This window comes from Sinorhizobium alkalisoli (genome assembly GCF_008932245.1).
GTDB lineage: Bacteria > Pseudomonadota > Alphaproteobacteria > Rhizobiales > Rhizobiaceae > Sinorhizobium > Sinorhizobium alkalisoli.
In genome coordinates, this window is record NZ_CP034909.1 from 2,281,019 (window position 1) to 2,298,696 (window position 17,678).

Annotated in this window: 18 protein-coding genes; 11 read left to right on the forward strand and 7 right to left on the reverse strand. The window is 62.6% G+C overall.

What is annotated here, in order from left to right:
• Nucleotides 1–8 precede the first annotated feature (8 nt).
• The 4 genes from EKH55_RS11090 to EKH55_RS11105 all read right to left on the reverse strand — a co-directional run bounded on the left by EKH55_RS11090 (nt 9) and on the right by EKH55_RS11105 (nt 6,006).
• The gene (locus tag EKH55_RS11090) at nt 9–1,196 is read right to left on the reverse strand and encodes a glycine C-acetyltransferase (RefSeq protein WP_151611519.1); all 1,188 of its coding nucleotides are present in this window, start codon (nt 1,194–1,196) and stop codon (nt 9–11) included.
• Nucleotides 1,197–1,446: 250 nt separating this feature from the next.
• Nucleotides 1,447–3,312, reverse strand: coding sequence for a DNA helicase RecQ (gene recQ, locus EKH55_RS11095; RefSeq protein WP_151611520.1), 1,866 nt, complete (start codon nt 3,310–3,312; stop codon nt 1,447–1,449).
• Nucleotides 3,313–3,396: 84 nt separating this feature from the next.
• Nucleotides 3,397–5,376, reverse strand: a complete 1,980-nt coding sequence (gene dnaG, locus EKH55_RS11100) for a DNA primase (RefSeq protein WP_069461426.1) — start codon at nt 5,374–5,376, stop codon at nt 3,397–3,399.
• 180 nt (nt 5,377–5,556) lie between these two features.
• Entirely contained in the window at nt 5,557–6,006 is a 450-nt protein-coding gene (locus EKH55_RS11105) for a GatB/YqeY domain-containing protein (RefSeq protein ID WP_069461601.1), read from the reverse strand.
• Nucleotides 6,007–6,335: 329 nt separating this feature from the next.
• Between EKH55_RS11105 and carA the strand changes: the two genes are divergently transcribed.
• Entirely contained in the window at nt 6,336–7,541 is a 1,206-nt protein-coding gene (gene carA / locus EKH55_RS11110) for a glutamine-hydrolyzing carbamoyl-phosphate synthase small subunit (RefSeq protein ID WP_069461425.1), read from the forward strand.
• 173 nt (nt 7,542–7,714) lie between these two features.
• On the opposite strand, the gene EKH55_RS11115 is transcribed toward carA, so the two are convergent.
• On the reverse strand, nt 7,715–8,917 hold the full coding sequence (locus EKH55_RS11115) for a pyridoxal phosphate-dependent aminotransferase (protein ID WP_069461424.1): 1,203 nt from the start codon (nt 8,915–8,917) through the stop codon (nt 7,715–7,717).
• A 376-nt stretch (nt 8,918–9,293) separates the two neighbouring features.
• Here EKH55_RS11115 and EKH55_RS11120 point away from each other — a divergent pair, with 376 nt between their 5' ends.
• The 7 genes from EKH55_RS11120 to EKH55_RS11150 all read left to right on the forward strand — a co-directional run bounded on the left by EKH55_RS11120 (nt 9,294) and on the right by EKH55_RS11150 (nt 13,918).
• On the forward strand, nt 9,294–9,746 hold the full coding sequence (locus tag EKH55_RS11120; RefSeq protein WP_151611521.1) for a hypothetical protein: 453 nt from the start codon (nt 9,294–9,296) through the stop codon (nt 9,744–9,746).
• Nucleotides 9,736–9,960: a hypothetical protein gene (locus EKH55_RS11125; protein WP_069461422.1), complete on the forward strand. Its 225-nt coding sequence runs from the start codon at nt 9,736–9,738 to the stop codon at nt 9,958–9,960. Before EKH55_RS11120 ends, EKH55_RS11125 begins: the two co-directional genes overlap by 11 nt.
• Nucleotides 9,961–10,248: 288 nt before the next feature.
• Nucleotides 10,249–11,346: a PQQ-dependent sugar dehydrogenase gene (locus EKH55_RS11130; RefSeq protein WP_225191292.1), complete on the forward strand. Its 1,098-nt coding sequence runs from the start codon at nt 10,249–10,251 to the stop codon at nt 11,344–11,346.
• A gap of 259 nt (nt 11,347–11,605) precedes the next feature.
• The gene (locus tag EKH55_RS11135; protein WP_151611523.1) at nt 11,606–12,502 is read left to right on the forward strand and encodes a DMT family transporter; all 897 of its coding nucleotides are present in this window, start codon (nt 11,606–11,608) and stop codon (nt 12,500–12,502) included.
• A gap of 224 nt (nt 12,503–12,726) precedes the next feature.
• Complete coding sequence (locus EKH55_RS11140; RefSeq protein ID WP_151611524.1) at nt 12,727–12,918, forward strand: hypothetical protein; 192 nt, start codon at nt 12,727–12,729, stop codon at nt 12,916–12,918.
• A gap of 236 nt (nt 12,919–13,154) precedes the next feature.
• Nucleotides 13,155–13,370, forward strand: a complete 216-nt coding sequence (locus tag EKH55_RS11145) for a cold-shock protein (RefSeq protein ID WP_037415073.1) — start codon at nt 13,155–13,157, stop codon at nt 13,368–13,370.
• 143 nt (nt 13,371–13,513) lie between these two features.
• On the forward strand, nt 13,514–13,918 hold the full coding sequence (locus EKH55_RS11150; protein WP_069461599.1) for a BA14K family protein: 405 nt from the start codon (nt 13,514–13,516) through the stop codon (nt 13,916–13,918).
• A 97-nt stretch (nt 13,919–14,015) separates the two neighbouring features.
• Here the strand turns inward: EKH55_RS11150 and EKH55_RS11155 are convergent, their stop codons facing one another.
• Together EKH55_RS11155 and EKH55_RS29405 are read right to left on the reverse strand one after the other, a co-directional pair.
• Entirely contained in the window at nt 14,016–14,657 is a 642-nt protein-coding gene (locus tag EKH55_RS11155) for an MBL fold metallo-hydrolase (RefSeq protein WP_069461598.1), read from the reverse strand.
• 200 nt (nt 14,658–14,857) lie between these two features.
• Nucleotides 14,858–15,019 (reverse strand): hypothetical protein, encoded by a 162-nt coding sequence (locus EKH55_RS29405; RefSeq protein ID WP_165614772.1) that lies wholly within the window; start codon nt 15,017–15,019, stop codon nt 14,858–14,860.
• Nucleotides 15,020–15,184: 165 nt separating this feature from the next.
• Between EKH55_RS29405 and EKH55_RS11160 the strand changes: the two genes are divergently transcribed.
• The 3 genes from EKH55_RS11160 (at nt 15,185) to EKH55_RS11170 (ending at nt 17,585) form a co-directional block, all read left to right on the forward strand.
• Complete coding sequence (locus EKH55_RS11160) at nt 15,185–15,805, forward strand: DUF1236 domain-containing protein (protein ID WP_069461420.1); 621 nt, start codon at nt 15,185–15,187, stop codon at nt 15,803–15,805.
• A gap of 347 nt (nt 15,806–16,152) precedes the next feature.
• A complete protein-coding gene (locus tag EKH55_RS11165; RefSeq protein WP_069461419.1) occupies nt 16,153–16,635 on the forward strand; it encodes a MarR family winged helix-turn-helix transcriptional regulator in 483 nt (160 codons plus the stop codon).
• A gap of 245 nt (nt 16,636–16,880) precedes the next feature.
• Nucleotides 16,881–17,585 carry a response regulator gene (locus tag EKH55_RS11170; protein WP_069461418.1) on the forward strand — a complete coding sequence of 235 codons (705 nt, stop codon included), beginning with the start codon at nt 16,881–16,883 and terminating at the stop codon, nt 17,583–17,585.
• Nucleotides 17,586–17,678 lie beyond the last annotated feature (93 nt).

Consider the following 17,678-nt stretch of genomic DNA (forward strand, 5'->3'; position numbering starts at 1 on the left):
TCTGCCCTTCAAATCACACCGAGCTCGCGGCCCACTTCCTCGAACACCGCAATCGCCCGCCGGACGTCCTCCTCACTGTGCGCCGCCGACATTTGCGTGCGGATGCGCGCCTGCCCTTTCGGCACCACCGGGAAGGAGAAGCCGATGACATAGACGCCCTTTTCCAGCATGCGTGCGGCCATCTCCTGCGCCAGCGCCGCGTCGCCAAGCATCACCGGGATGATCGGATGCCCCTCGCCGGCAAGCGTGAAGCCGAGCTTCGCCATCTCGGCCCTGAAGAGCGCCGCATTGGCAGAGAGCCGCTGGCGCAGCGCGTCTCCGTTCTCGATCAGGTCGAAGACCTTGAGCGAGGCGGCGGCGATCACCGGAGCGAGTGTATTTGAGAAGAGATAGGGCCTGGAGCGCTGGCGCAGCCAGTCGACGACCTCGGCTCTGGCCGAGGTGTAGCCGCCGGAGGCACCGCCGAGCGCCTTGCCGAGCGTGCCGGTGATGATGTCGACCCTGCCCTCGACGCCGCAATGTTCGGCGGAGCCGCGGCCATGCCTGCCGACGAAACCGACGGCGTGGCTGTCGTCGACCATCACCATCGCGTCGTATCTCTCCGCCAGATCGCAAACGCCCTCAAGATTGGCGATGATGCCGTCCATCGAGAAGACGCCGTCGGTGGCGATCAGCTTGAAGCGGCTGCCCGCGGCCTTGTTCAACTCCTCCTCCAGCGCCGCCATGTCGTTGTTCGCATAACGGAATCGTTTCGCCTTTGAGAGCCGGACGCCATCGATGATCGAGGCGTGGTTCAGCGCGTCGGAAATGATGGCGTCCTCCTCCCCGAGCAGCGTCTCGAACAGGCCGCCATTGGCATCGAAGCAGGAGGAATAGAGGATCGTGTCTTCCATGCCGAGGAAGGCGGAGATGCGCGCCTCGAGTTGCTTGTGCTCCTCCTGCGTGCCGCAGATGAAGCGCACCGAGGCCATGCCGTAGCCATAACGGTCGAGTGCCTTCTTCGCCGCCTCGGCGAGTTCCTCATTGTCGGCAAGCCCGAGATAGTTGTTGGCACAGAAGTTCAACACCCGGGCACCCGCGGCGATTTCGATCTCGCCCGACTGTTTCGAGGTGATGACGCGCTCGGACTTGTAGAGCCCCGCCTGCTTCAGGCCAGCTAGTTCCGAACTGAGGTGGGAGAGGAAGGCAGAGGTCATGATGGGCCGCTTTCAAAAAAAGGCGTTTGTCTAGACAAATAGCACGCCGGCTCACAACGTGCAGCCAAATCTCGCTGCATTGTCGAGGCGAACTGCGCGGGATTCAAGCACCTTCCACGCCGCCGACGCGGCGGAGGCCTGGAGCGGGCGCCGTCTGGCGCCAGCCTCTACGCTCTGGTCCCTCGATTCCAGGTCATTCACGGCACCGGCGCACCGTGAATGACTCCACGGTCACAGCACACCCACTCGGTCACCCCGCATCCTCAAACACATCGATCACCGCAAGAAAGGCCTCGCCGTATCTCTCCCGTTTGCTCTCGCCGATGCCGGGGACGTCGAGAAGGTCGTCGAAACTGCGCGGGCGCCGCTTGGCGAGGGCGATCAAAGTCGTGTCGGGGAACACCACATAGGGCGGCACGTCGAGCTCCCGGGCGATCGACAAGCGCTCCGAACGAAGCCTTTCGAAGAGTTCGAGGTCGGAGCCCGCAAGCTCCGAACGTTCGCGCGCGGCGGATGATTTCTGTCCGCGCGCCGCCTTGCCCGACGTCGGCCGGTCCTTGCGGAAGAGCAACTGCCGCTCCCGGCGGAAGACGGCACGCGCCTCCGGCTCGAGCTTCAGGGCCCCGAAGGCGGCGTGATCCACGGTGAGCAGTCCGGCGGCAAGCAATTGCCGGAAAACCGACTGCCAGGTGCGCGCCGGCAGATCCTTGCCGGCGCCGAAGACTGGCATGTCCACATGACCGAAGCGCTCGGTCTTCTCGTTTACCGTGCCGATCAGCACATCGACCACATGGCCGGCGCCGAAACGCTCACCGGTACGGTAAACGGCGGCGAGCGCCTTGATCGCCGCCTCCGTCCCATCCCAGGTCTCGACCGGCTTCAGGCAGGTGTCGCAATGGCCGCAGCCGCCCGGATGGACTTCGCCGAAATGCGCAAGAATGGCCTGCCGGCGGCAGCCGGCGGTCTCGCAGATCGCCAGCAGCGCATTGAGCTTCGACCGCTCGATGCGCTTGATCTCCTCGGGCGAACCGCCCTCATCGATCATCCGCCGGCGCTGGATGACGTCGGCCATGCCATAGGCCATCCAGACCTCGGAGGGCAGCCCGTCACGCCCGGCCCTGCCCGTCTCCTGATAATAGGCTTCGACGGAACCCGGCAGGTCGAGATGCGCGACATAGCGCACATCCGGCTTGTCGATCCCCATGCCGAAGGCGACGGTGGCGACGAGGCAGAGGTTCTCCTCCTTGAGGAAGGCGTCCTGATGGGCATCGCGCAAAGCCCGGTCCATCCCGGCGTGGTAGGGCAGCGCGCGGATGCCTTGCGCGTTCAGCCATTCGGCCGTGTCGTCGACCTTGGCGCGCGACAGGCAATAGACGATGCCGCTTGCATCCTTGAAGCGAGACAGGAAGCGCAGGAGCTGTTGGCGCGGCTGGTCGCGTTCGACGATTTCGTAGGCGATGTTCGGGCGGTCGAAGCTGGAGGTGAAGACCCGCGCACGCCCGAGCGCCAGGCGCTCGATGATGTCGTCGCGCGTGTGCCGGTCGGCAGTGGCGGTGAGCGCGATGCGCGGCACGCCTGGAAAGCGTTCCGAGAGGCAATGGAGACCACGATATTCCGGCCGGAAATCATGTCCCCATTGCGAGACGCAATGGGCCTCGTCGATCGCGAAGAGGGCGATGTCGGTGTCGGCGACCATCTCCGCGAAGCCTTCGGTGACGGCGCGCTCCGGCGTGACGTAGAGCAGGTCGAGCGCACACGATGCCAGCGCGCGGCGGACCGCGATCGCCTCGTCGCGCGAAAGTGAGGAGTTGAGCGCCGCTGCGCGGACGCCGAGTTGCTTCAGTGCCTCCACCTGATCGCGCATCAACGCGATCAGCGGCGAGACGACGATGCCGACGCCGTGGCGGCAAAGCGCCGGAATCTGGAAACACAGCGACTTGCCGGCACCCGTCGGAAACAGCACCACGGCATCGCCGCCCGCCGCCACATGCTCGACGACGGCCTGCTGCTGGCCGCGAAAGGCGGAATAGCCGTAGACGCGTTTAAGGACCTCGAGGGGATCGGCGGCGCCCGCCGTTTCGAACAGGTGGGCGGTGGTGTTGCGGCTTTCAGGCATGGAATCGCATTCCTCGGCTGCAGCAGGCTGGAATCTGGCGCTGAACCACGCATGGGCGGCCGATGAGCAATCCACGAGCCCCCATCACCGCGCCGCCGGCCCTTTGACGCGACCGGACAGCACCCCGAAGCCTTCGATGATCGCTTCCAGCTTGTCCATTCGGTGGAGCTCGAGCTGCACCTCCTCCATGGCACGCACCAGACGCTGACCCTGCTCTACGTCCTCGGTCGCCGCGGCTTCCGCGATTTCACGCTCCAACTCCCGCTTCTGCCAGAGCAATGCCTTCGTCCGCCGGTGAAGGGTGAGCGCCTGGAGGTAGCCCTCGCGCGCGTCCTCCGGAGCCGCGACGGCCGTCGCTGTCCAGAGCCGCGCATAGCGCACCTGCTGATCGAGTTGGCCGATCAGAACGCCGAAGCCCTCCGCCTCCAACTGCTCGATAAGGCCCTCCCGCGTCAGCCGCGGTCCGCTTGCTGCCGCGGCGTTCAGCACCGCAGCCCAGCAGCGCTGCAGGTCGCGGTGGTCGAACTCGATGGTCGAGATCTCGTCATATTCGTCGAACAGCAATTGCGGGTGATTGACGATGGTGAGGGCCAGCACGCTTTCGCGCAGAAGCGGCGCGGCCTGCTGGCCGCTGACGAGCGACGTGCGTGCCAGCCGGTCGGAGATCGAGGTCGGGCCGGCAGCATTGCGAGCGCCTGCAAAGCCTCTTTGTCCGCCGCGCTCTCGCCCGCCCCGCTCGAAGGGCCGCCGATCACCCCGAAAGGGAGTGCCGGCTTGCAGGAAGGCGTTCAGCCGGTCGCGCATGTCCTGGCCGTAATGGCGGCGCACGCTTTCGTCAGCAATGACGGCGGTCACCTGCCTCAGTCGAGCTTCGAGCTCGGCGCGCTTTTCCGGCGTATCGAAGCTGCCGCCCTGCACCTCGCGCAGCCACACCATATCGGCGAGCGAGCGGGCATTGGCGAGCACCTTGTCGAAGGGGTCGCGTCCTTCATAGCGCACGAGATCGTCCGGATCCTTGCCATCCGGCAGCATGGCGAAACGCACCGAACGCCCGGGTTTCAAGTGCGGCAGCGCCAGGTCGACGGCGCGGTTGGCGGCGCGGATACCGGCGCCGTCGCCGTCGAAGCAGAGCACCGGTTGCGACGTCATCTTCCAGAGCAGATCCAGCTGGTTTTCGGTGAGCGCCGTGCCGAGCGGGGCAACGGCGTTTTCGATGCCGGCCTGATGCAGCGCGATCACGTCCATATAGCCCTCGACGGCGATGATCGTGCCGGCGCCGTCCGCACCCTGCGCCGCCCGGCGGGCGCGGGCGAAATTGAAGAGGACATTGCCCTTGTGGAAGAGCTCGGTCTCGTTCGAATTCAGGTACTTCGCCGGCGCATCCGGCGACATCGCACGGCCGCCAAAGGCGATCACCCTTTCGCGCGCCGAGAGGATCGGGAACATGATGCGATCGCGGAAGCGATCATAGGAAACCGGAATGTCCGGACCATGCACGACGAGCCCGCAGGCCTCTATCTGCTCCTTGCCGACGTCCTTGCCTGCGAGAAATTCCTTGAGCGCATTGCGGCTGTCGGGCGCATAGCCGAGCCGGAACATGTCGATCGTCCGACCTGTCAGTCCCCTCTCGCGCAGATAGGCGCGGGCCCTGGCACCACTCGCGGTCTGAAGCTGGTCTTCGAAGAACTGGGTCGCCAATTCCATCACGTCGAGCAGGCTCGTGCGCTCCTTGTCGCGCCGTTCGGCCTCCGGATCCGGCTGCGGCATGGGCACGCCCGCCATGTCGGCGATCTGCTGCACCGCTTCGGGAAAGCTCAACCCTTCGAGATCAGTCAAGAAGCGGAAATGATCACCGGAGACGCCGCAACCGAAACAGTGATAGCGGCCCTTGCGGTCCTCGCAATGGAAGCTCGGCGTCTTTTCGCCATGAAACGGGCAGCAGGCCCAATAGTCACCGCGCGAGACATTGGTCTTGCGGCGATCCCAGGTCACGCGCTTGCCGATCACGTCCGATATCGGGACGCGGTCGCGGATCTCGTCGAGAAAGGACGGTGAAAAGCGCATGGATTTCCTCTGGCCGACTCCCCCTATAAGCGGGAAGCCGACGGGATGCCACAGTGCGGATCCACCTTGCCCGCAATTCACAGGGGCATGAAAGAAGGGAGACGAGCTCGAGTCCAGCCCTGCCGGGGTCGTTTTCTCACTGCGAAATCGACGGCCCGCCGCGAACGGGCGGGCCCGCCTCTACTTCAACAGGTCCTTGACGACGCCGGAAGCCTTGGCGAAGTCCATCTGGCCGGGATAGCGCTCCTTCAGCGCGTTCATGCACTTGCCCATGTCGCGGAGCCCGTGCGAACCGGTCTCCTTCACGACCTTGGCGCAAAGCTCCTTCACCTTTTCCTCGGGCAACTGCTCGGGCAGGAACTCGCCGATGATCGCGATTTCCTGCCGCTCTTGCTCGGCCAGCTCCGGCCGGCCGCCTTCATCGTAGACGCGGGCCGATTCCTCGCGCTGTTTGATCATCTTCGCGAGGATCTGCATGATCTCCTCGTCGCCGACCGGATCCTTGCCCTGGCCGCGATTGGCGATGTCGCGATCCTTGATCGCCGCCTGGATCAGCCGGACGGTCGACGTTCGCCTTGCGTCCTTGGCCTTCAGCGCCTCTTTCAGTGCGTTGGCGAAGTGCTCGCGCATATTCTTCTCCATGCCGAAACCGGCCCCTGCATCTCAATTCGGAACCGGCTCGATTGCGTCATTGTTATCGTCGTCTTTAACCACTGCGGCAGGTGCAATCAAACGGAATACGCAACCCTTTGAATTATAAGGATCTTTATTTTCCCGACAATTCACAGGCGGCTGGTTGACCCCATTCAAGCCTTTGGCTATTTTCCGGCACCTGCACGACATCGGCATGACACATTCTTCGCGGGGGTTCCCGCGCGTCCATGCCTGAGCATATGAGATGGCGATATATCGGCCGGCTTTCAAGCCGCTCCGCCGGCCGCCGCAACGGGATAGGAACGATGACCGCGACACCCGCATGGACAATCCAGAAACCCACTGCCTTGCTCGTTCTGGCCGACGGCACGGTGATCGAAGGCAAGGGCATCGGCGCGACCGGCAAGGTCCAGGCGGAAGTCTGCTTCAATACCGCCCTGACGGGCTATCAGGAAATTCTGACGGACCCCTCCTATCTCGGCCAGATCGTCACCTTCACCTTCCCGCATATCGGCAATATCGGCGCCAATGACGAGGACATCGAGGACCTGACGCCCGCCGCCCGCCACGGCGCCGTCGGCGTGATCTTCAAGGCCGACATCACCGATCCCTCCAACTATCGCGCCGTCAAACATCTCGATGCCTGGCTGAAGGCGCGCGGCATCATTGGTCTTTCCGGCATCGACACGCGGGCACTGACGGCCTGGATCCGCGAGAACGGCATGCCGAACGCTGTCATCGCCCATGATCCGAACGGCGTCTTCGACGTCGAGACGCTGAAGGCCGAGGCGAAGGCCTGGAGCGGCCTCGAGGGCCTCGACCTCGCCAGGGTCGCAACCTCCGGCCAGTCCTACCGCTGGAGCGAGACGCCCTGGGTCTGGAACGAGGGCTATTCCACGCTCGGCGAGACGGATGCCGCCTACCATGTCGTCGCGCTCGATTACGGCGTCAAGCGCAACATTCTGCGCCTCTTCGCCGGCCTGAACTGCCGGGTCACCGTCGTCCCGGCGCAAACGAGCGCCGAAGAGGTTCTGGCGCTCAAGCCCGACGGCATCTTCCTCTCGAACGGCCCGGGCGACCCGGCGGCGACCGGCGAATATGCCGTGCCGGTGATCCGGGACCTGCTGAAGTCCGACATACCGGTCTTCGGCATCTGCCTCGGCCATCAGATGCTGGCGCTGGCGCTCGGCGCCAAAACGGAGAAGATGCATCAGGGCCATCACGGCGCCAACCACCCGGTCAAGGATCATACCACCGGCAAGGTCGAGATCGTGTCGATGAACCACGGCTTCGCGGTCGATTCGAAGTCGTTGCCGCAGGGCGTTGAAGAGACTCACATTTCGCTCTTCGACGGCACCAATTGCGGGCTGCGCCTCGCCGGCAGGCCCGTCTTCTCCGTCCAGCACCATCCGGAGGCCTCCCCCGGCCCGCAGGACAGCCACTATCTGTTCCGCCGCTTTATGAACCTGATCCGCGAAAAGAAGGGCGAGCCGGCGCTGGCCGAGCGCTGAGAGCAGTCGCGCCTGTCTGGCGTGCCAGAGGGGGCATTGCCGCCAAACCTTAAACTTTCCCGAGGCAAAAAGACTGCAGTTTCAACCCATTACCATACCAACCTGAATCGGCATGCCGCAAAAAAGCCCGCCACAACAGGCGGGCTTCTCTTCAATTGCGGTAAAACCCGCCCTTATTTGCAGGCCGCGCAGAAGCGCTGGATGCGGCGGCATGCCTCTTCGAGCTGCGTCTCGGAGGTCGCGTAGGAAATGCGGAAATTCGGGCCGAGGCCGAAGGCCGATCCGTGCACCACCGCGACGCCTTCGGCTTCGAGAAGCTCGGAGACGAAATCCTCGTCGGTTTCGATGACCTTGCCCGAAGGGGCGGTCTTGCCGATCAGTCCGGCGCAGGACGGATAAACGTAGAAGGCGCCTTCCGGCGTCGGGCAGGAAATGCCCTTGGCCTGGTTCAGCATCGAGACGACGAGATCGCGACGACCCTGGAAGATTTCCTTGTTGCGCGAGATGAAATCCTGCGGGCCGTTCAGCGCCTCGACGGCCGCCCATTGGGCGATCGAGGTCGCGCCGGAAGTCTGCTGGCCCTGGATCATGTCCATCGCCTTGATGAGCTCAAGCGGACCCGCGGCATAGCCGATACGCCAGCCGGTCATCGCATAGGCCTTCGAAACGCCGTTCATCGTCAGCGTGCGGTCGTAAAGGCCGGGCTCCACTTCGACCGGGGTAGCGAATTTGAAGTCGCCATAGGTCAGGTGCTCGTACATGTCGTCGGTCAGCACCCAGACATGCGGATGCTTCATCAACACTTCCGTCAGTGCCTTCAACTCGTCATGGGAATAGGCCGCGCCGGAGGGGTTCGACGGCGAGTTGAAGACGAACCATTTCGTCTTCGGCGTAATGACCTTTTCAAGGTCCTCGGCCTTGAGCTTGAAATTGTTCTCTTGCTTGGTCGAGACGAAAACCGGCGTGCCGCCGCACAACGCCACCATCTCAGGATAGGAGACCCAATAGGGTGCCGGGATCACGACTTCATCGCCCGGATTGAGCGTCGCCATGAAGGCATTGAAAAGAATCTGCTTTCCGCCGGTGCCGACGATCGTCTGCGCCGCAGTGTAGTCGAGGCCGTTCTCGCGCTTGAACTTCTTGGCGATGGCTTCGCGCAGCTCCGGAATGCCGGAGACCGGCGTGTATTTCGTCTCGCCGCGGTTGATCGCGTCGATCGCAGCCTTCTTGATGTTATCGGGCGTGTCGAAATCCGGCTCCCCTGCCCCGAGGCCGATGACGTCGCGGCCTTTCGCTTTCAATTCGCGGGCTTTCTGCGAAACGGCGATGGTGGCGGAGGGCTTTACACGGGAAAGGGCATCGGCAAGGAAGGCCATGATGTGAGTCCTGATCGTTTCGAGGCGGGCGTGAAAACGCTAGGGAGCAGGATATCGGGCCCCATAGCGGTTAGGTCTATGTCGAAAGACGTCCTGTCTTGCAAGCGCCACCAAGGCAAAATCGGCGCGATGCCGTTTAAAATGCGTCACCATGACAATGATTCATCCGCTCGATCCGAAGTTTGCGCAGGGTCGGACCGCCCGGAAATTCGCGCAATCAGCATGTGGATGCTCATCATGCATTCCGATCACACGCGGGAAAATCCGCCAGCATTCGCGCTCCGATCTGCCCCGATTTCGCCACAACAACTGTCACGGAGCGCCGCAATTCCGTCCCGCAAGAGCCGAGATCCGAGCCGCATCATGAATGCTCCAAATGCATCGCATCGTGGGGCGTGCCATGTTTCTCGACGACGAAATTTCCGACCGGCATCCGCGGCCGAACGAGGCGCGCTGGGGCTTCTATCTGGCGATTGCCGCGCTCGCCGCCTGCGTCCTGATGATCCTCGGCCTGTTGGTGCCGGCCACGGCACAGGCGGCGGAAAGCACGTCACCGCCTGCGGTACATATGCGCGCGAACGACCCGCCGCAAAGTAAGATCGCAATTGGCGCAAGGCTGTCGGATCCCGGTCCGACAATGGCGGCGTCGATGGCGCAGCGCAGCGCCGAAGTGGACCCGGGGATGGGTCTGACGACCGCGGCCGACAGGCAGATCCTCGCCGGACTCATCCTGCTTGCGACCGCGCTTTTCGGCGGAACCGCATTCGGCTTCTGGCGCAGCCAGAAGGTGGAGGTGATATACGCGAAGGTCAGGCACCATGGCCGATGACGCGGACGCCCCGACCGACAAGCGCCCAAACGGCCAGCGCCCAACCAGCCAGCGCCCAACCAGCCAGCGCCAAGCCTTCCTCGCCCGGCTGTCGGCGGTCGAGACCATCGTCGCCGCCGCCATCGCCCTCATTGCCATCGCCGGCCTCATGCTCATTGGCAAGGGATTCTATATGAAGGCAACTGCAAGTTTCCTCCAATCGACCTCGATTTAAGGACCAGGACATGCGGCGCTGAAAATGCTGCAGTGATCTCTTGCCCCCTTCTCGGTAAAGCCCTTTTGATCAGATATGACTTGAAGCGTCGGGTGCGGCGCTCCAGCTTAGCCCCGTGCGCTGGTGCAAAAGCCGCGCAAAAGCCGTCGGACGAGACAGCGCCCCTCCGCAGGAGCGCGACGGAAGGGAAAGCGGATGCGACAGCCGTGGTCGGGAAGAACCAAGCTCCACAGGATCCACGCGGCATGCGTTCCGCTTGCGGCCGTCCTCGCGGGCGGACTGCTCCTCATGCCAATAGACCCGGCCAATGCCGCGGAGACTCGGCAATTTGCAACGCAGAAGGGGACGATCGTCGTCGAGACGCTCACGACCGGGCTTGAGCATCCCTGGGCGGTCGAGGCGCTGCCGGATGGGGCGCTCATCGTCACCGAGCGCCCGGGGCGGCTGCGCATTCTGCGAGACGGCAAACTCTCTGCGCCTATCAGCGATGTGCCCGAAGTAGCTGCACACGGTCAAGGCGGGCTGCTCGACGTCGCCCTCGATCCGCAATTCGCAACGAACCGTACGCTCTATCTCACCTTCGCGGCGCGCGGCGAGGGAGGCTATGGCACCGTGGTCGCGCGAGCCGTCCTATCGGAAGACGAGGAGCGTCTTACGAATGTCGAGGAAATCTTCCGGATGAACCGGTTCACACGGGCGGGCCAGCATTTCGGGTCGCGCATCGCCTTCGATCGGGACGGCAGTCTGTTCTTCGGCATCGGCGATCGCGGCGACGACGAGCGAGCCCAGGACCCGCGCGACCATGCCGGCTCGATCCTGCACATCAACACCGACGGCTCGATACCCGCCTCCAACCCTTATCGCGGCGACACCGGCGGACGGGCGGAGATCTGGTCCATAGGACACCGCAATCCGCAGGGCATCGCATTCGATCCCGTCGAAGGCACGCTTCTGACCGTCGAGCACGGCGCCCGCGGTGGCGACGAGGTCAACAATCCCCTCCCCGGCCGCAACTATGGTTGGCCGGTGATCACCTATGGCCGCGATTATTCCGGCGCCGAAATCGGCGAAGGATCCGCCAAGGAGGGCCTTGAGCAGCCGCTCTATTATTGGGACCCGTCGATTGCCCCAGGCGCAATCGCGGTCTATCGCGGCAAGATGTTTCCGGAATGGGACGGCGATCTCCTGGTCGCAGCCTTGAAATACCAGCTGCTCGCCCGGATGGACCGCGACGAAAGTGGAGCGATCATTGCCGAGGAACGGCTGTTCGATGGCGAGTTTGGCCGGCTCCGTGACGTGGTCGTTGCGCCCGACGGCGCGCTGCTGATGGTCACAGACGAGGATAACGGCGCTGTGCTCCGGGTCTCCAAACCCCCGACACAGTAAACTTCCGCAAAGCTCCAGCGCACCAGCCCGACACCGGATTTTCGGGAAGCTACGAAGAGTACGGCGCTTCGCGGAACAACTTGCAAGCGGCGTGTCAGAATAGTCTGCCTCTTTCATCGCCCCTCATTGCGGCTTCGCAACCGGAAGCACACGAGCATGGTTCTTGCCGAAGAAACACGCAATTGCTACAGCGCGGATGCAACCGCGGCACGACGCCGATTTGGATTGCCTCCATCCAAACCAAAGCGAGAGGGCGACCGTGACGCGCATTCAGGCCAATCTGTTCCTGCTGCTATCCGGTGCGATCTGGGGCGCCGGCTTCGTTGCGCAATCGACGGCAATGGATGTGATCGGTCCGCTCTGGTTCATCGGCCTGCGCTTCGCAATTGCCACGCTCGTCGCGCTGCCGCTGGTGTTTATCGAAGCACGGCAGACCAAAAGGCCGCTATCCCGCGGGACGATGCGCAACTTCGTGTTCATCGGCCTGGCGCTGTTCGGCGGCGCAGTCACGCAGCAGTTCGGTCTGCTCACCACCAGCGTCACCAATTCCGGCTTTCTGACCGGCCTCTATGTCGTCTTCGTGCCGATCCTGACCATCGTCTTCCTGCGCCGCAGGCCCCATTGGGTCATCTGGCCGGCGGCACTGATGGCAAGCCTGGGCATCTTTCTCTTGAGCGGCGGCACCCTGTCGGGCCTGAACGGCGGAGACCTGCTGACGATCGTCTGCGCGCTTTTCTGGGCGATCCAGGTGATGCTCATTGGTATCTTCGCGGCGCGTACCGGCCGGCCGATGCTGCTTTCGATGACGCAATTTGCCGTCTGCGCAGTCGTCGGCATCCTGCTGGCCGCCGTGTTTGAGCCCTTGAGCGTCGAGGCCGTGAAAGCCGCCCTGCCGGAAATCCTCTATGCCGGCGTGTTTTCGAGCGGCATCGCCTTCATCTGTCAGGTCGTCGGCCAGCGGTACACGACGGCAGCGCAGGCGGCGATCTTCCTTTCGAGCGAGGCCCTCTTCGCAGCCCTCTTCGGCATGGTGCTGCTCGGCGAGGCCATCACGCCGGTCGGCTATGTCGGCTGCGCCGTCATTTTCGCGGCGATGCTTGCGGTCGAACTCGTGCCGGAATTGACAAGGCGACGCCAGAAGACCGCGGCCGCTTGAGCGGCGGCCAGCAATATTGCGCCTGCAAAGGACGTGAACTTACTGTATTACTTAATGCTGTATTGTCGTTCTACTTTCCACCAAAATGGAACATCAGTTCCACGCGGGGAATAGTATCAACACCTGCAATGGTTGCCCGATTGCCCGGATGAAACGGTTTCTGTGTAGAGAGCGAGCCAAATCAGTCGTTTGCGCCTGACTGCGGCGTCGCCCAATACGGCAGCATGTTCCAGAGCGACAAAACTTGGCGCAAACCTGCCGTTGGGCCTGGCACACCTCAAAAGACGGGTGGATTCAACAGCTTGCGATATATCTCTAAAAACACCGGTAAAACCGCGAATTGCGCCATTTTTGAGCAATGGCAAAAAGCAACGCCGCTTCCCAAAAGTTTTGCTTGCCAACTTAAAATAAACTGATCACTCTTACTTCTGTTCGGGCAATTTGCGAACACGGGAAGATCTTGAAAATAAGCGGGCCGGAGGACGCAAAAGCACTCCGGGCGGCAAGCTGCGGGGAGGATAATTGTGCCTTCCCATGGATGGTCGCGATAACAGGACCCTTTCCTCAATTGTCGAGAACTGCCTGCCCCCACGCCCATTTGGGCAAACTGCAATGCCACCCATGATCGGGTGGAGAGAAAAGGACCTGACGCATGGCCGAGACTGGCACCGTAAAATTCTTCAACACCGACAAGGGCTTTGGCTTCATCAAACCTGAAAACGGTGGCGCTGATATCTTCGTACATATTTCCGCTGTACAGGCTTCCGGCCTGAGCGGGCTTTCGGAAAATCAGAAGGTCTCCTTCGACACCGAGCCGGATCGCCGCGGCAAGGGCCCGAAGGCTGTCAACCTTCAGATCGTCGGCTGACGATACCCTCCGTCGATTGATACTTTCTTGACCCGGCAGCCATGCCGGGTTTTTTCGTTCAGGCTCCGTTCAGTTTGGCCCCGATAGTTTCCGATCATCATGAAAGCCGGAACTGGCCGGCCCAAGGCACAGGAATGAAGCGCATGAACAAGTTCTGGAAAGCAGCCGTTCTCTCGATCGCAGCAGCCGCCGTGGTGCTTCCCACCTTCGGCAGCGCCCAGGCGCGAGATCGTCACCACCACAACAGCGATGCCTGGGCGGCCGGTGCTGTCGGGCTTGTGACCGGCACGCTCATCGGCGGCGCGATCGCCTCGCAACCGCGCTACAGCGAACGGGTCTATATCGATCCGGAACCCGAATATTATGAGCCGCGCCCGGTCTATCGTCCCCGCCCCGTCTATCGTCCCGTCGTGGCCGAAAGCTACGGCCTCGAGCCCTGGACACCGGCTTGGTACCGCTACTGCTCGCAGCGCTACCGCTCGTTCGATCCGGACAGCGGCACCTTCATCGGCTATGACGGCCGCAGCCATTTCTGCACCGCCGGCTGATAACGCGAAGAATTGACAAAGCCGCGCTCATCCCCCGAGGTGCGCGGCTTTTCCTATGTCTCAATCCAGATAAGTCGCGCGGCACAGTAGCTTCTCTTCAGAGGCCGCGCAGAAACGGATTGGTGCGGCGCTCCTCACCGATCCGACCGCCGGGACCGTGACCGCAGATGAAGCCGACATCGTCCCCGAGCGGCAGGATCTTGTCGCGAATGGACTGAAGAAGCTGCTGGTGATTTCCGCCCGGCAGGTCGGTGCGCCCGATGGAACCGTGGAACAGCACGTCGCCCACATGGGCGAAATTCTGGGTGCGGTTGACATAGACGACGTGGCCGGGCGCATGGCCCGGGCAATGCAACACCTCGAAGACGTGGCTGCCGAAGGACACCACATCTCCCTCCTCCAGCCATTGGTCAGGCAATACGTTCTCCACCTTCATCGCCAGGCCGAAGCGTTCCGCCTGCTCCTCCAGCCGCTCGAGCAAAGGCTGGTCGTCCTTGTGCGGGCCGAGGATCTGAACCCCCAGCGCATCCTTCAGTTCCTTGGCGCCACCCGCATGGTCGATATGGCCATGCGTAAGCCAGATCGCTTTCAACGTGATGCCGTTTTCGCGGACCGTCTGCAGGATGACGTCAACGTCGCCGCCGGGATCGACGATCACCCCGTCCTTTGTCTCGCTGTCGAACAGGACAGTGCAGTTCTGCTGAAAATGCGTAACCGGGATGATGCCCGCCTGTAACATGCCAACCATGCCCTCGTTTGTGAACGTCTTTACAGCGCCGCGCGTCCTATCGAGCGCGCAAAGTTCTCTCTGGCACCCTGCTGCGTGTCGTTATCCTCAAATCGAGCCGAGTAAGGAGACGTGCAGTGGCGGGTCGCGCCCGCAGAAGGCCACCTATAGCCTTATATGGGTGGAATGACAGCTCAAACCAGGAAATCGCCTCAACGAAGCGCCACGATTCCCGGCGCCGGCGCCGGCGGCGCGAGTTGCACGGTCGTGAGCAGCAGCGCGGTTACGGCGAAATTCGCCGCAACGACGATGACGACCAACGGGCGAAGCTGCCGCTCGGCAGCGCTGATTTCCCGCACGGATTGACCCTGCATGTCGTCCCCCCAATTCGTTCGGCCAAAAAAGCATGGACGGTGGTTTCCCTTCGGCGCCCAGGTTTCGGCCCAATATGGCGCAACCACACATTTCGTGATGTCACGGGGGGAACATCACTCTGGCGCGAGGCGTTTTTTCGTTCATCACGAATGAGGAGCAAAAGGATGAAGACCCTCTTCCCCCATCTTATCCGAGCGGCAACGGCGGGCCTGATCCTCGCCGCAGGCGTTCCCGCCGCCTTTGCGGACATGAACGCCACCGTTACGACTGACCTCAATCTGCGCGCCGGCCCCGGCCCCCAATATCCGGTCCTTGGCGTCGCGCCGGGCGGCAGCACAGCCGCACTGGAAGGCTGCATCGAAGGCAGCCTGTGGTGCCGCGTGAATGCCGGCGGCGTCAGTGGTTGGGCGTATTCCAAGTATCTGCAGACGGAAAGCGGCGGTTCGACGGTGGTCATTTCCGAACGGCGCCAGGAAATCGGGGTTCCCGTCGTCTCCTACGAGGCCACGGGAGCAACGGTCACCACTGGACCCGAACCGCTTGAGCTCATAGGCCGTGTCGACGACATCCCGACCGTCGCCCCGCCCCCAACGGTGAGGACCTATATCACCGAAAACCCGGTGGAGCCGGTTTATCTCGAAGGCGAGGTGGTCCTCGGTGCCACCGTACCGAGCGCGGTAGCCGTGCGGCCCATCCCGGATTACGAGTATGAATATGTCGTGGTCAACAACCAGCCGGTGCTGGTCGAACCGGCGACGCGACGGATCGTCTACATCTACCGTTGACGCGCCGCCGGCCGGTTTCATTCCCTCGTCACAGTGCCGTGCGCCATGTCAGACACGCGGCGCTGTCGGGCTTGAAATTGCCGCGTGTCTTTGATCTAGAAGGTTGCTTCAATGCTGCAGGTGGAAGGGCGGCTGGGCGCCTGTCCATTTTCTGCGTGTAAGAAGCGCCCGATGGGGCCGCACCCATGCGGCGGTAGCCGTTTTTCACCCCTTCACGCGCAAGATGGCGAAGGCGCGCTCTTTATCCGCCGATTAGAGGCGTCCAGCTGGCCCGGCTGGAACTAAGTCAATAAAACTGACATATCTTTTCACCGCGAACCGCAAATAGCGTGAAAGGAAATGACTGCGTGGCGGGCCAACCGAGGAACAACAGCCAACACCTGACCGAAGCCCACGGCAAGGATGACGAGGCGATCGATTTCGAGATGATCGAACTCCTGTTCTTCGCCTATCGCGACTTCACGAGCGATCCGGATGCCATTCTGGAAAAGAGCGGCTTCGGCCGGGCGCACCACCGCGTCGTGCATTTCGTCAACCGCGAACCCGGCATGACCGTCGCCAATCTCCTGGACACGCTGAAGATCACCAAACAGAGTCTTGCCCGGGTCCTGAAGCAATTGATCGATTCAGGCTACATACGCCAGCTGACCGGTCCGGAGGACAGGCGTCAACGCATGCTCTACACGACAAAAGAGGGGCAAGCCTTGGCAAGAGCGCTTGCCGAGCCACAGTCCCGCCGCATAGCCGATGCATTGGCAGAGGCAGGTCCGGGGGCGCGCGACGTCGTGAAGCGGTTTCTCGCCAGCATGAGGAACACCACTGCGGAATAGTCTGGGGCAGGTCTCTCTGTGGACCAGCCCGCCGGAATCAGCGACATGGGCGACCGCTCGGCGATGTTTCCATACGCGCACCGAATCTGAAATGGCGGCGCTCGACCCGAACGCCACGACCGGGCCAAGCGCCTATATCGCTTTTGTTTGCCGCATGTTTTAGGGTTCTGGCCCGAAATCGGTTGATGAAACCTGCGGATCGAGGGGAAGTGCCAAATCGGCTCAGCGAGGAACGAGGTCAGCGAATGTTGAAGGCAAAGGCGAAAGTTTCCGATGATGCAGCGCATCTTCTGATCGTCGACGACGACCGGCGCATTCGCGACCTGCTCAACCGCTATCTGCTCGAACAGGGCTTCCGCGTGACGACGGCGGCGGATGCCAACGAGGCTCGGCGTAAGCTTGTCGGACTCGACTTCGACCTTCTGATCGTCGACGTGATGATGCCGGGCGAAAGCGGCATCGCGCTGACCCAGAGCCTGCGGCAGATCAAGACGGTGCCGATCATCATGCTGACTGCCCTGGCCGAAACGAACTCACGCATTGAGGGCCTCGAAGCCGGCGCAGACGACTACCTGCCGAAGCCTTTCGAACCGCGCGAACTCGTGCTCCGGATCAGCAATATTCTAAGGCGAAACCAGCCGGCGCAGACGCCGAAGGTCGATCAGGTGATTTTCGGCCCCTATACGTTCTCCGTCGTGCGCAAGGAGCTCCGGCGCGGTGCCGAGCAGATCCGACTGACCGACCGCGAACAGGAGATCATGATGCTGTTTTCACAACGCGCCGGCGAGACCATACCCCGCCACGAACTGATCGGCGACGATGCGGAAGTCGGCGAACGCACGATCGACGTCCAGATCAACCGGCTGAGGCGCAAGATCGAGGACGATCCCTCCAATCCCGTCTGGCTGCAGACTGTGCGGGGGATCGGCTATCGATTGAGCGTGGACTAGCGAGGCGCCCGCGCACTAACATAAGGCATGTTCCGGCAACCAAAATGGGCATTGATGGCTAGCCCGCATTTCTCACACTCCTTGTGCCCTGCG

Excerpts from the sequence above, each read along its gene's own strand:
- EKH55_RS11090 (WP_151611519.1), bottom strand. The coding sequence starts at position 1,196 with ATGACCTCTGCCTTCCTCTCCCACCTCAGTTCGGAACTAGCTGGCCTG.
- recQ (WP_151611520.1), bottom strand. The coding sequence starts at position 3,312 with ATGCCTGAAAGCCGCAACACCACCGCCCACCTGTTCGAAACGGCGGGC.
- dnaG (WP_069461426.1), bottom strand. The coding sequence starts at position 5,376 with ATGCGCTTTTCACCGTCCTTTCTCGACGAGATCCGCGACCGCGTCCCG.
- EKH55_RS11105 (WP_069461601.1), bottom strand. The coding sequence starts at position 6,006 with ATGCGCGAGCACTTCGCCAACGCACTGAAAGAGGCGCTGAAGGCCAAG.
- carA (WP_069461425.1), top strand. The coding sequence starts at position 6,336 with ATGACCGCGACACCCGCATGGACAATCCAGAAACCCACTGCCTTGCTC.
- EKH55_RS11115 (WP_069461424.1), bottom strand. The coding sequence starts at position 8,917 with ATGGCCTTCCTTGCCGATGCCCTTTCCCGTGTAAAGCCCTCCGCCACC.
- EKH55_RS11120 (WP_151611521.1), top strand. The coding sequence starts at position 9,294 with ATGCATCGCATCGTGGGGCGTGCCATGTTTCTCGACGACGAAATTTCC.
- EKH55_RS11125 (WP_069461422.1), top strand. The coding sequence starts at position 9,736 with ATGGCCGATGACGCGGACGCCCCGACCGACAAGCGCCCAAACGGCCAG.
- EKH55_RS11130 (WP_225191292.1), top strand. The coding sequence starts at position 10,249 with ATGCCAATAGACCCGGCCAATGCCGCGGAGACTCGGCAATTTGCAACG.
- EKH55_RS11140 (WP_151611524.1), top strand. The coding sequence starts at position 12,727 with ATGTTCCAGAGCGACAAAACTTGGCGCAAACCTGCCGTTGGGCCTGGC.
- EKH55_RS11145 (WP_037415073.1), top strand. The coding sequence starts at position 13,155 with ATGGCCGAGACTGGCACCGTAAAATTCTTCAACACCGACAAGGGCTTT.
- EKH55_RS11150 (WP_069461599.1), top strand. The coding sequence starts at position 13,514 with ATGAACAAGTTCTGGAAAGCAGCCGTTCTCTCGATCGCAGCAGCCGCC.
- EKH55_RS11155 (WP_069461598.1), bottom strand. The coding sequence starts at position 14,657 with ATGTTACAGGCGGGCATCATCCCGGTTACGCATTTTCAGCAGAACTGC.
- EKH55_RS29405 (WP_165614772.1), bottom strand. The coding sequence starts at position 15,019 with ATGCAGGGTCAATCCGTGCGGGAAATCAGCGCTGCCGAGCGGCAGCTT.
- EKH55_RS11160 (WP_069461420.1), top strand. The coding sequence starts at position 15,185 with ATGAAGACCCTCTTCCCCCATCTTATCCGAGCGGCAACGGCGGGCCTG.
- EKH55_RS11170 (WP_069461418.1), top strand. The coding sequence starts at position 16,881 with ATGTTGAAGGCAAAGGCGAAAGTTTCCGATGATGCAGCGCATCTTCTG.